The following is a 12,812-nucleotide window of genomic DNA, read 5'->3' on the forward strand; positions in this document are numbered from 1 at the left end:
CCTCCTAAAGCAGCTCTAAACCACCACCTCAACAAGCCTCTCAAGCTCGGCGGTCTTAATCCCTCATTCCCTATATTCCTCTGATCCGCACCGGCGATAAAAAGAGGCGTTACCGTTTCCACCTCAAGTGAAACCTTATGCATTATATCTCTCCCTCCTGTTAAGCTTTATAAGACACATTTATAATACCATAAATGGTATTATAAATCAATAACACAAAAATAAAGGGAGGGGTTATGAGTTTCAACCCCTCCCTTATAAGACACATCAGAAATACAGCCAAGGCTTTAAAAGCATGTTTATTATCTTCCATTACCTTTTCACTCTCTTTCCTCCCTCTCTTCAGGCGTATAACCTGCCTCTATTATAGCAGAAATTATTTTATCTCGTGGCACTTTACCAATAATTCTCACTTCTTTTTCTTTTAGATCTACCTGAATCTCTTTAACATCCTCTATGTCTTTAAGGGTTCTCTCTATAGTTTTTCTGCAATGCTCACAGGTCATGTCCGGAATTTTTATGATAAGATCAAATTCCGTCCCTTTTCCCTCCTCATGATGGTGTTCCTCATGCCTTTTTAGCAAAGATAAGACTATAAAGATCAGGAGGAGAAATGCACTCAGAGCTCTAATGGAATATGGCAACATCTCCGTGCCTCCCCTGAGCAACTCTGGATTTCGTCCAAAACCTTCCCATATGAGGTCGAGAGCATACCCGAAAGCAAATGCCACAGAAATTATACTTAAGATGTAGATTAAAAGATATTTTCTTCCGAGCTTTCCAGCGACAAAGGATATCGTGGCGGTATTCGTCGCAGGACCAGCTATCAGGAAGATAAGTCCCGCACCTGGAGCCATTCCCCTCGCTATAAGAGCAGATGCTATTGGGATGGATCCCGTAGCACATACATAGGAACGGATATAAGAAGCATCACGGAATATGAAAGATAAGGCTCAGCAAGATAATTTTTTACCACGCTTTCAGGAATAAGGTAGCTTATAAAAGCCCCAACAAGGATGCCTATAAGGATCCACTTACCTACATCCTCCATAAGGTCAATAAAGGCATATCTTAAAGCAAAGCTCAGTCTCTCAGAGAACCTATGTGTGTGCTTCACAGCTACATCACAGATAGCACAGGAGAAGGTTCTTTTCTCTCCATCAGCGGAAGATTGCTCCTTTTTTTTCGAGCAAAGAGGTCAGAATTCCCGCGCTAACTCCCCCGCAAAGGCAGACAGCGGTCTTATAATGGCAAACAGCGGACCTAAAAGCGAATAGGTAGCAAGTATGGAATCCACGCCCGTAGTTGGCGTTGAGATAAGGAAGGAAATGGTAGCAGCCCTGCTGGCTCCCTCTTTTCTGAGCAGGGCTGCTACTGGAATTATCCCACAGGAGCACAGCGGAAGAGGAACTCCAAAAAGGGATGCTTTTACAATTGATGATAGATCGCTTCCGGAAAAGTGTTCGTATATCTTCTCAGGAGGAATAAAGGCACGCAGAAAGCCTGCTATCAAGAAACCGAGTAGAAGATATGCTGACATGCTGAGAAGTAGCTCCCATACCTCTGAAAGAAAGCCCATTCACTCCCTTCTATCCATCACCCTTTTCGCTTTCTTCTCGTATCGTGGAAGAGAGCCTGGAGGAAGAAGCTCAAACTCCGCTTTTACACCGGAAGCCCTCTTAAACAGATTAGAAAGCTCTTCCCTTACCTCTTGAGGATCTCTGCCATCCTTCATTTCCACCTTGACGAGCATTCTGTCCATCCCCCGCTCCGTGTAAAGATGAACCTCGTATTCGCTGTCCACTCCGTCAACGGCAGATATAACTTCCTCAAAAACCGATGGGAGGATTTTAACGCCTTTAAAGGTTATTACATCGTCAGTTCTTCCCCTTATCCTTGAAATTCTTGGAAAGTGTGAACCACAGGGACACGGATCAGGAAGAATACTTCCTATATCCCTCGTTCTGAAGCGAATTAAGGGCATAGCTTCTTTCTTCAAAGTAGTTATAACTATTTCCCCCTCCTCTCCTGGAGGAAGAACTTCGCCCGTTGTCGGATCTATGATCTCAAATATAAAGTAGTCAGACCAGTAATGCATACCCTCATGAACCGGGCAGTCTATAGCTATACCCGGCCCATAAATTTCAGTCATACCATATATGTCAAAGCTCTTTATACCGAGAAGCTCCTCTATTTTCCTCCTTCTTTTGTCCCCCCAGATTTCCGCCCCAAATATTCCTCTCCTCAGATGAATTTTATCCTTTAAGCCTCTCCTCGATATCTCTTCTCCAAGAAAGAGCCCATAGGAAGCAGTTCCGGTGATCACCGTCGTTTTCATCCTTATCATGAAGTCGATTTGCCTCTCGGTGTTCCCGGGACCCGTGGGGATAACCCACGCTCCTAAAGCCTCTGCTCCGCTCTGAAAGCCTATCCCCGCGGTCCATAGTCCATAACCTGGCGTTACCTGAACCCTGTCCTTAGATGTGACCCCGGCAAAGGAAAGCGATCGCGCCATCATGTTAATCCAGTCTTCAACGTCCTTCTTGGTATAAGCTATTACAACCGGCTTTCCGGTAGTCCCAGAGGTAGAGTGGATCCTTACAACCTGTTCCTCCGGTACCGCGAGGAAATCCTCAAAGGGCCTTTCCCTTAAGTCCTCCTTCGTAGTGAAAGGAAGATACTTAAGATCGGAAAGACTCCTTATTTTGGAGGGCTCGATTCCCTTCAATCTTTCACGATAGAAGGGAACCTTTTCTTTAACCCTCTTAAGTAGCGCTTGGAGCTCTTCGATCATCTCATCTCAACCTCCTCTTTTAATTATTAGTCCCGCGAGAAAACCCGCGAAGGAAAAGAAAGCTAAAAAGGCTATATCTTTCAACCGCAAGGTTGAAAGCCTCGGAAGAAGATACGCAAAACCAAGAAAAAGCGATGCTAAAATGATTCCCTTTGTTAGGCCTTTCAGGCTCTCAGCAACCTCATCTCTGCTTGTAGATTCAACCTTAACAGTTATTTTCCCACTTTCCAGTATTCTCAAAATAGAGTTCAGAGCATAAGGAAATTTTAGAAAAGCTCTATCAAGTTCCCTTAAGCCATGCCTCCATATGGCAGAAAATTTACTTGCAGAATATCTTCTTCTAAAAAGCTCAGCCATATATTCCTTAGCCGTCTCAAGGAAGTTAAAGCCAGGAGACAGTTGGGCTCCAACACCCTCTATAGTGGCTAAAGCTTTTGAAAGAAGAACGAGCTCCCTGGGCAACCTGAGATTATATTTCAAGGAAAGCTCGGTAAGCTCATCTATAAATTCCCCAAGCTTTATTTCCCCAAGTGGAACTTCGTAGTAATCCTCTATGAAATCTCTGAGCTCCGTTCTAAAACCGCTCGGGGGGACAGATTCCATAACCCCCATCTCAATAAGTATGTCTATCATGGTGCCAGCATCTTTTCTGATAAAAGCCCCGAGAAGATCACAAAGCCTATCAGCAAGCTCTTCAGAAATTCTGCCCATCTGACCAAAGTCAAGAAAGGCTATTCTACCGTCTTTAAGCACACGTATGTTGCCCGGATGGGGATCCGCATGGAAGAACCCTACCAGAAACACCTGCTTGAATACGAGAACTGCTCCCCTTTTCGCAATCTCATCCGGGTCCAAACCATAGCTTAAAAGAGTCTCTCTGCTTTCGGGCTTGATTCCCTCAACATAGTCCATAACAAGTAGCTTTCCTGTAGAATATTCATCGTAAGCCTTTAAAACCACAAGATACGGCTCATCGCCATAGAAGCGTCCGAATCTCTTAATATTCCTCTTCTCATTCTCAAAGTCCAGCTCTTTCCTTATAGCATGAGCAAATTCATCAACAACTTCTTCCGGATCATAGGTTAGCTCCTCGGCAAAGTGCTTTTTTATCAAGCCTGCGAGATGGTAAAGAATATCGAGATCTGCCTCTATCGTTTTTCTTATACCAGGTCTTTGAACCTTAAGCACTACTAAGTTACCACCATTTTTCAATCTCCCCTTATAAACCTGAGCTATAGATGCAGAAGCTATAGGGGTAGGATCTATTTCCTCGAATATATCCTCCAAGGGTCTTTTAAGCTCCGATTCTATCTCTCTCCTTATAAGCTCAAACGGAAGAGGAGAAACGTTATCCTGAAGCTTCCTGAACTCCATTGCATACTCAAGAGGTATAAGATCAGGTCTCACGCTTAATATTTGTCCAAGCTTGACGAAGGTTGGACCCAACTCCTCGAGAATCTTCCGAACTCGCTCAGGACCGGAAAGGCGCGGATAGGCTATAAATTCCCTTTTGCCCTTAAAGAGGCGTGAAAGTCCAACTCTTTCAACCACATACCCGAAACCATATTTGAATAGAACTTGAACTATCTCCCTATACCTTTTAAGATTTCTATATTTTATCATTACACTGATTTTAATATCTCCTCCATGGAATTCCTTATCCGATCAAAGTTAGCACTCATCTCTTCAGCAACCCCCTAAGATTCTGTATACTCTCAGACAAGCTCTCAACCTTTCTAAGGATATTCTGGAAAAGCTCAACGGAGCTTTCAACCACTTCGCCCTCATTCACAAGCGCTTCGATCATATTTGAAACGCCCACTACAACCTTCTTGATCATTTGGCTCATCCGCTTGATGGTATTTTCTACCTCCTCAGAGTAAGTCTTTGTACCCTCAGCAAGCTTTCTGCCCTCCTGCGCTATAACTGAAAATCCTCTCCCAGCCTCGCCAGCTCGAGCAGCCTCAATTGAGGGATTTAGAGCAAGCAGGCTCGTCTGATCCGCTACCTGAGCTATCTATCATGTTAAGTATGGGCATAAGCTTTTCCGACTTCTCCTTGAAATGATCCTGACATTCTCGTGAACTATCTCGTCCTTTTTGGCTATACATGGACTTAGGATTGTGATTTTAGCAGATGGATTTTCATGTCTTTATAAAGGCAGCGGTAGCAAGCATAGGACTATAAGCACGCGAGAAGTACGGAATAAGCTAAGGAAAAAGTCTGTCATCCTGAAAAAGAAAACCGATTTTCTCAAACGGTACTATAACTTCCCCCCTATCCGGCCTTTCAAGGCCAGCTATTACCCTTAAAAGAGTCGTTTTACCACACCCCGAAGGACCGATGAGCACGCTTATCTCACCGAGATGAAATTCTAAATCCAATCCCTCGAAAACTAAAAGATCACCGTAGCTTTTCCTCAAGTCTTTAAACGAAGCTTTATAGCAGCATTTACCGGAAATGCGATCACCTCAGCTTCCCCACTTAGAAGAAGAGCAAGCGCTCGTTGAGGTACTCTAACAACCTCAGCAGATGGAAGATGTCCTATTGGAAAGGAGGAAGGACCATATAGCAAAACACATCTTACGCTACTCCATGCATTAAAAGGATAAGATAAGATCAATAAAGTCAGCAAAAATGTGATAATTCTTGCTTTCAGTCCCGCATCACCCCTTTTGGTAGAAAGTATATCAAAATTTCCATTTATGGCAAGTCATGCAATAAAACAAAATGGCTCGAACCCTTCCATCGGGTTCGAGCCATCACCCTGGGAATCCCTCCACATCTAAGCGGTAAGATTAACGTTTCCTCCTATGCCCATTGATTGCAACAGGATATTCATCAGCTCCTTTTGAAGATCCATCTGTTGCTTAAAAAGATTAGCCTGAACCTGCGTCATAAATTTCATCTGCTCCAGAGCCAGCTTAGACGCAACAATTCCGCTTACGCTATCCATCCTTGGCTCACCTGCCCTTCCCTGGAGGGTTCCTCTATATTATATATCGGAAAAAGGTCTGATTTCAATTAGCTTCTTTAGGAAATCTCTACCTTCCTTTATCTCCCTCTTCACGCTTTCTACAGATGTACCCCCAGGAACACGCCTTCTACTTATGCTAAACTTATAGTCAAGAACCTTATACAGATCCTCATCAAAAAGCTCCGAAAAGCTCCTGTACTCCGTGAGGGAGAGGCTCTTTAAGCTTCTTCCCTCACGGATGACGTATTTAACTAACCTACCTACAATCTCATGAGCTCTTCTAAAAGGCATTCCCTTAAGAACGAGGTAATCCGCAAGATCAGTGGCTAAAAGAAGCTCATCCATATTTTCGAGCATCGCGCTTTCGTTAACCTTTATCTCAAGAAGCATGTCCGGAAAGAAACTAAGGGTTAGCTTGGTTATATCAAGAGCGTCAAAGAATATTGGCTTGTCCTCTTGAAGATCCCTGTTATAGCCAGAGGGAAGCGCCTTAATAAGGGTAAACATAGAGGTAAGCGCTCCTATCACCCTTGCGCTTCTTCCACGAGCGAGCTCAGCCATATCCGGATTCTTTTTCTGAGGCATCATGCTACTTCCAGTTGTGAAGGAATCCGAAAGTTCTATAAACGAGAAAGCGGGATTTGAGAATATGATAAGCTCCTCAGAAAGCCTGCTAAATCTAACCATGATGGAAGCGAAAAGATAAAGGAAATCTAAAAGAAAATCACGATAACTTACCTCGTATATGCTATTTTCAGATATTCTGGAAAAACCAAGTTCCTTGGCAAGGAACTCTCTATCTATAGGAAAAGCCGTTCCCGCCAGCGCGCCAGAGCCTAAGGGAAGGACATCCACATCATCATACAGAAAAGCGAATCTCTTGGCATCTCGCGCAAAGCCCCAGAAATAAGACATAAGCCAATGAGAAAAAAGTATGGGCTGAGCAGGCTGAAAATGAGTAAAGCCGGGCATAATAACGCCCATATACCTTGACGAAAGCTCGATGAAGGCATTAAGAAGCTCAATTAACCCCTTAGCAACGTAGACAAGCTCATCCTTAAGAAGAAGCTTTAGATCAGTTAAAACCTGCTCGTTTCTGCTTCTCCCTGTGTGAATCTTATAGCCTATATCCCCTATCTTTTCAACAAGTCTTCTTTCTATATTGATATGGGCATCCTCAAGCTCCTCCCGCCATGGAAATCGCTCTTCAAGTATCTCCCTTCTTATCTCCTCAAGCCCCTTAGTGATCTGCGATAGCTCCCCTTCCGATAAAATTCCCGCCTTGAAGAGAGCCTTAGCGTAAGCCAAATTGGTTTCCACATCGTAAAGGGCAAGTCTTTTCTCAACCGCGAGATTTACGGTATATTTAAGAAGCTGATCTGCGGGCTCCTTCTCAAACCTTCCCCTGAGCATTTTTGCCGACCAAGGAATAAACCTTCAGGGGCAGTCCCCAAAGCTCTATGAAACCTTCGGAAGCCTTGTGATCAAACTGATCCTCCTTATCATAAGTTGCAAGCTCATATTTATACATCGCGTAGTCGGATTTCCTTCCCACCACAACACAGCTACCCTTCCATAGTTTTACCCTAACCGTTCCGCTAACCCTTTCTTGAAGACTATCTATGAAGGCATCAAAAGCCTTTCTAAGAGGAGAATACCATAAACCATAGTAAACAAGCTCTGCATATCTTTTCTCCACAATGGGCTTAAACTCCATAACATCCCTTGGAAGAGTGAGCATTTCAAGATCCTTATGCGCTTCCAATAATATCTTTGCCCCGGGAGTTTCATAAACCTCACGAGATTTTATTCCCACCAGTCTGTCCTCTATCATGTCTATTCTCCCCACACCGTGCCTTCCACCTATCTCGTTTAGCTTAAATATGAGCTCAGAAAGCTTGTCATATTTCTTACCATTTAAAGCAACGGGAACCCCTTTTTCAAAGGTTATCTCAACATACTCGGGTTCATCTGGAGATTTATCGGGAGATATCGTCCACTCATACACATCGTCGGGGGGTTCCTCCCAAGGATTCTCTATTATCCCACACTCTATACTTCTGCCCCAGAGATTAAGATCAATACTATAAGGCTTCTCCTTGCTAACGGGCACCGGTATTCCGTGTTTCTGCGCATACTCTATTTCCTCCTCGCGCGTGAAGCCCCACTCCCTTACCGCCGCTATGACCTTTATAGATGGATTAAGAAACATAGCGCTGACCTCGAACCTGACCTGATCGTTACCCTTTCCCGTGCAACCGTGAGCTATAGCCTGAGCTCCTTCTTTTTCGGCTATCTCTATCAGGTGCTTTGTTATAAGAGGCCTTGAAAGCGCAGAAAGCAACGGATATCTCCCTTCATAAAGCCCATTTGCCTTAAGAGTAGGGAGAACGAAATCGCGTGCAAATTCCTCCTTAGCATCAATAACGTAAGCCTTTTTTGCACCAAGCTTTAAAGCTTTCTCCCTTATCGCTTCAAAATCCGCTCCTTGCCCTACATCAAGCGTTAGAGCGATAACATCAGCTTTGTAATTGTCCTGAAGCCACTTGATGCTAACAGAGGTATCGAGTCCACCAGAATAGGCTAAAACTACCTTCAAGTTTACCACCTCCGTCTAAAAATTTAAGCCCCATCCCTCAAATGAGGGACGGGGCCTATTAGCCTCGCGGTGCCACCCTCCTTGACAGGAAAAGAAATAACAACTATAACCCTTTCCCTGCCCTCTCTCTGGACTTTTAACGGAGTCCACCCGGAAGCCCTACTTGGCTCACCCCAAACGAGCCTTTCTTCGGACTTCAGCTCAGGGGCCCGTTTCAGCTTTCCTCAGACCGAGGAACGCTCTCAGCCCCATTGGCGTTCCCTCTCTGTCGGTGAGATAAAGCCTACTTCACCCCTTCACAGCCTTTAGCGCTATTAAACTGGTGGTGAAATTATAATAAAAAAACTCGAGCACGTCAAGGGTTGACAAGCCATTTAGTGTCTAATATATTAGATTTGGCATAATATATCAAGTCAAGATTTAGAAAAAAGCACAAGGGTATACCAGTTTATTTAAATTCTTAAAAGGAGGTGCTTAAGTTGTCTATAGCGTTTGGAGTGGTGGTGGTATACCTCACGGTGGTCATGCTTATAAGCATTTACTACAGCAAATTGATAAAAACATCGGAAGATTTCACGGTTGCTGGAAGAACCTTACCGGGAATAATAGTAGCTGGAACGCTAATGGCCACCTGGATGGGATCGGGAACCGTCGTAGGTGGGACTAACTCTCTTGGGTTCAAGCATGGACCATGGGTCGCTATAATATTCAGCCTGGCATCTCCTGTAGGCATAGTCATACTCTATCTGCTCTCGAACAAAATAAATAGGCTAAAAATGCAAACCGTCCCTGATGTACTGCAGTATAGATATGGAGAGAGCGCAAGGATACTTGGCAGCCTTATAATAATGATAGCCTATGTAGGAATCGTTTCTTATCAGTTTAAGGGAATCGGTTTCGTGCTTCAAGCAACGCTTGGAATCCCCTCCAACATAGGAACTCTGCTTGGTGCCGCAGTCGTTATAGGATCCGCAGTTCTTGGAGGGTTATACTCAGTAGCATATACTGATTTCCTCAGCGCCTGTCTCATGCTACTGGGACTCTGTATAGGTGTGCCTCTCGCTATAAGCCACGCAGGGGGGTGGTCAGCCATCGCAGCTAAGCTACCTCCTAAACATCTTAGCCTCGGGGGACTGTCTCCGTTGACGATCATGGGATATTTCTTCCCTCTGCTCTTCTTAATACTTGGTGATCAGAACATGTACCAACGCTTCTTTGCCGCGAGAGATCCCAAAGCGGCAAGATGGGGAGCCATCGGGTGGTTCCTGGGGGTTCTTATCGTTACCCCACTGGTAGCCTTTGGAGCAACAGCCGCAAGAGCTCTTTACCCCAACATTCCCGCAGGAATGGCTTTAATTCGCTTGGCATCAAGTTCAATGCCAACCATAATAGGAGCGCTCTGCCTTGCGGCAATAACTGCATTTATAATAACCACCGGTAATTCCTACCTTCTCTCAAGCGCGGTTAACCTCGGCTGGGACATATACACAAGGCTTATAAACCCTGAAGCTACAGATAGACATCGCCTACTTATAACAAGATGGGGAGTAGTAGTTTTAGGAATACTTGCTTATCTGATAATAACCTTCTTCCCAACGGTTCTTTCCGTCCAAATGTATGCATATACCATGTATGGAGCATCGATAACACCAGCGCTTCTTGCAGCGGTGATTTCCTCACGCATAACTCCAGCAGCCGGCATTTCGAGCATGCTAGTTGGGGCAATAGCTACCATAGCGTGGGAAATTGCGGGAAAGCCATACGGATTAGCGAGCGTTATGATAGCAGCACCATTAGCCATAATAACGTTAATCCTAGTTAACCTCCTATCCTCAAAAAGGAGGGAATGATTTCATGAAGGAAGTTAAAAACAGGATAAACAGGTTAAGAAGCTTCCTCGCGGAAAAGGAAGTAGATTTCGCTCTTATACTGGATCCCCTAAATCAATACTACTATACCGGTTTTTACGCCATCATTTACAGCCGTCCCATACTCCTTACGATATCCCAGAATGAAACTCACCTCATAGTACCCTGCCTTGAAGAGCTACACGCTAAAGAAGACGCCACAGTGGACAAAATTCATGTCTACTATGAACATCCTGAAAAAGCCCATGCAGGAACGCAGCCCTTCTCCATTCTTAAGGAAATCATTATCCAAAAGGGTTGGAAAGGAGCGGGAGTTGAGAAGGAAAAGCTTCCCACATCGATAGCGGAGTTTCTTGCGGAAATTGGTGTCAGAAAAATTCAAGATGTAGGAAACTTTATCAGAAGGGAAAGACTGAAAAAGGATGAAGAAGAGCTTAATCTTATACGTAAAGCGGGAAAGCTGGTTAGTCTCGGTGTTAGGGAAAGCCTAAAAGCGATAAAAGAAAACATCACGGAAATAGAAATTGATGCTATAGGACACTTAGCGATCTTAAAAATGGCGGCAGAAAGCTTCGCAGGTAGTCGAGTAGATCTTTTTGCCATGTCCCCATCTGGAATAGAAAGAAGCATACTTCCACATGTTTTCTCCATAGCGAGGAAGCTTAAAAGAGGAGATATAGTAATCCACAGCAGACAGGTAGCGCTAAACGGCTATAGATCAGAATGCGAGAGAACGGTCTTCTTAGGAAACCCTTCCCAAAAACAGAAAAGTTGTTTTCAGATAATGTTAGAAGCTCAAAAAGCAGCTATGGAAAAGGTTAAAGCCGGAGTTAGATGCAAGGAAATAGACGAAGCAGCGAGAAAAATCATCTCTAAAGCCGGTTTTGGTGAATTCGCGATACATAGAACAGGCCATGGACTCGGATTAAGCGTTCATGAAGGACCGTATCTTAGATTTGACTCAGAAGATATCCTGGAAGAAGGAATGGTACTTAGTATAGAACCTGGATTTTACATACCGGGTATTGGAGGATTCAGACACTCCGACACAGTCATCGTAAAAGAAAATGGTTATGAGCTAATCACTTCTGCCCCTTCAAGCCTGGAAGAGTGCATACTTGAGCCTTAGAAAGAACAAAGCTGAAGCCTCCGCTTCCTTAAAAAGAAAAAGGAAGCGGAGGCTTCAAATATACTCATACTAATTTAGAAGGGAGCTTCCAAAATACTCGGGTTATGATAAAATAGCTATATAGATTTAGTTAAAGCAGGGGTGAGAGCTTGCTTATAAAAAGGAGTATTCTTACCCAACTTAGAAACCATCTCTCGAAACCAGAAATAACGGTCATAACTGGACCCCGCCAGAGCGGTAAAACTACTCTTGTAAAGATCCTTCAGAAAGAGCTTCAAGAAAAAGGCAAAAGAGTTATTTATTTCAACCTCGATATAGAGGAAGACAAGTTTCACTTTACCTCTCCGAGGAGCTTTTTGAAAAAGCTTCAGCTCGAGCTTGGTAAAGAAGGAGGTTTTGTTTTCATAGACGAGGTCCAGAGAATTAAAAATGCAGGCCTATTTCTGAAAGGGCTCTATGACATGGAGCTCCCCTATAAGTTTGTAGTCACAGGATCTGGCACAATAGATCTTAAAGAGAAAATACAAGAATCCCTTGCGGGAAGAAAAAGAGTTTTCGAGCTTGACCCAGTAAGCTTTGAAGAATTTGTTAACTACAAAACCTTCTATAGATACGAAGATAGGCTCAAGAGCTTTTTTGAAATCGAAAAGGAAAAAACGCGAGATTTCCTGGAAGAATATCTTCAGTTCGGAGGCTATCCAAAAATCGTGACGGAAGAAAACATTCGAGAGAAACGCGAGATTATAAGGGAAATATACAATAGCTATGTAGAAAAGGACATTAAAGGTTTTCTCATGGTCATGAAAGTTCCCCAGTTTTCAGCTTTGCTAAGGTTTCTCGGTATCCTGGCAGGAAAACTACTCAACTTTTCCTCCCTATCATCTCAAGCTGGTATAACCGAAAAAACTCTTAAAGAGTACCTTTACTACCTTCAAAGAACCTTTATCATAGATCTAATAACGCCCTTCTTCACAAATAAATTGAAGGAGCTCGTTAAAGCTCCCATATGCTATTTCAGAGATATAGGCATGAGAAATTACGCTGCAGGCGAGTTCGGGAACCTGTACGATTATAGCTTCGTGTTTCAAAACTTTGTATATCTAAAGCTGAAAAAACTATCGCGCGAACTCGACTTCACAATTCACTACTGGAGAAGCAAGGAGAAAGCGGAGGTTGACTTCGTGCTGAGAAAGGGCGAGGAAATTCTTCCCATTGAGGTAAAGTGGCATGCTGGAAAATCCCTCTCGCCTCCGAGATCGTTGAGGAGCTTTATAAAAAGATACAATCCTCCTCTCGCCATCATTCTAACCCCAGATACCGAGGGCTTCGAAAGAGCAGAAAATACAGACATTAAGATCTCCCCATTCTACAAAGCAGATGAGCTGATTAGGAAGCGCTTCTGTGAGTATCGCTGATTAAAGATCTTAACCCATCCGAAGAAACCC

Annotated in this window: 12 protein-coding genes, 1 pseudogene and 1 other annotated feature; of the genes and pseudogenes, 3 read left to right on the forward strand and 10 right to left on the reverse strand. The window is 43.8% G+C overall.

Going from position 1 to position 12,812, the window contains the following annotated elements:
- The 10 genes and pseudogenes from cmr1 to J7M13_04610 all read right to left on the reverse strand — a co-directional run.
- The coding region (cmr1, locus tag J7M13_04565; protein MCD6363255.1) for a type III-B CRISPR module RAMP protein Cmr1 at positions 1–143 on the reverse strand (143 nt) is incomplete at its 3' end.
- A 405-nt stretch (positions 144–548) separates the two neighbouring features.
- Positions 549–1,579 (reverse strand): annotated as a pseudogene (locus J7M13_04570) (SO_0444 family Cu/Zn efflux transporter).
- The gene (locus J7M13_04575; protein MCD6363256.1) at positions 1,580–2,794 is read right to left on the reverse strand and encodes a phenylacetate--CoA ligase; all 1,215 of its coding nucleotides are present in this window, start codon (positions 2,792–2,794) and stop codon (positions 1,580–1,582) included.
- A gap of 6 nt (positions 2,795–2,800) precedes the next feature.
- Entirely contained in the window at positions 2,801–4,417 is a 1,617-nt protein-coding gene (locus tag J7M13_04580) for an AarF/ABC1/UbiB kinase family protein (protein ID MCD6363257.1), read from the reverse strand.
- Between the two features lie 55 nt (positions 4,418–4,472).
- Positions 4,473–4,811 (reverse strand): hypothetical protein, encoded by a 339-nt coding sequence (locus J7M13_04585; protein ID MCD6363258.1) that lies wholly within the window; start codon positions 4,809–4,811, stop codon positions 4,473–4,475.
- A gap of 193 nt (positions 4,812–5,004) precedes the next feature.
- Positions 5,005–5,217: an ATP-binding cassette domain-containing protein gene (locus J7M13_04590; GenBank protein ID MCD6363259.1), complete on the reverse strand. Its 213-nt coding sequence runs from the start codon at positions 5,215–5,217 to the stop codon at positions 5,005–5,007.
- Positions 5,214–5,429, reverse strand: a complete 216-nt coding sequence (locus J7M13_04595) for a hypothetical protein (protein MCD6363260.1) — start codon at positions 5,427–5,429, stop codon at positions 5,214–5,216. The genes J7M13_04590 and J7M13_04595 overlap by 4 nt, the downstream gene beginning before the upstream one ends.
- Before the next feature lie 150 nt (positions 5,430–5,579).
- Positions 5,580–5,750 carry a hypothetical protein gene (locus tag J7M13_04600; GenBank protein MCD6363261.1) on the reverse strand — a complete coding sequence of 57 codons (171 nt, stop codon included), beginning with the start codon at positions 5,748–5,750 and terminating at the stop codon, positions 5,580–5,582.
- Between the two features lie 39 nt (positions 5,751–5,789).
- Positions 5,790–7,184, reverse strand: coding sequence for an argininosuccinate lyase (gene argH, locus J7M13_04605; protein MCD6363262.1), 1,395 nt, complete (start codon positions 7,182–7,184; stop codon positions 5,790–5,792).
- Positions 7,165–8,379 (reverse strand): argininosuccinate synthase, encoded by a 1,215-nt coding sequence (locus J7M13_04610; GenBank protein MCD6363263.1) that lies wholly within the window; start codon positions 8,377–8,379, stop codon positions 7,165–7,167. Before J7M13_04610 ends, argH begins: the two co-directional genes overlap by 20 nt.
- Before the next feature lie 32 nt (positions 8,380–8,411).
- Positions 8,412–8,679 (reverse strand) — a binding site (T-box leader).
- A gap of 170 nt (positions 8,680–8,849) precedes the next feature.
- Here J7M13_04610 and J7M13_04615 point away from each other — a divergent pair.
- The 3 genes from J7M13_04615 to J7M13_04625 all read left to right on the forward strand — a co-directional run bounded on the left by J7M13_04615 (position 8,850) and on the right by J7M13_04625 (position 12,782).
- Positions 8,850–10,220 (forward strand): sodium:solute symporter family protein, encoded by a 1,371-nt coding sequence (locus J7M13_04615; GenBank protein ID MCD6363264.1) that lies wholly within the window; start codon positions 8,850–8,852, stop codon positions 10,218–10,220.
- 4 nt (positions 10,221–10,224) lie between these two features.
- Complete coding sequence (locus J7M13_04620; protein ID MCD6363265.1) at positions 10,225–11,367, forward strand: aminopeptidase P family protein; 1,143 nt, start codon at positions 10,225–10,227, stop codon at positions 11,365–11,367.
- A 149-nt stretch (positions 11,368–11,516) separates the two neighbouring features.
- Positions 11,517–12,782: an ATP-binding protein gene (locus tag J7M13_04625; GenBank protein ID MCD6363266.1), complete on the forward strand. Its 1,266-nt coding sequence runs from the start codon at positions 11,517–11,519 to the stop codon at positions 12,780–12,782.
- The last annotated feature ends 30 nt before the right edge of the window (positions 12,783–12,812 follow it).

Source organism: Synergistota bacterium, assembly GCA_021159885.1.
In the GTDB taxonomy this organism is placed as follows: Bacteria; Synergistota; GBS-1; order GBS-1; family GBS-1; genus AUK310.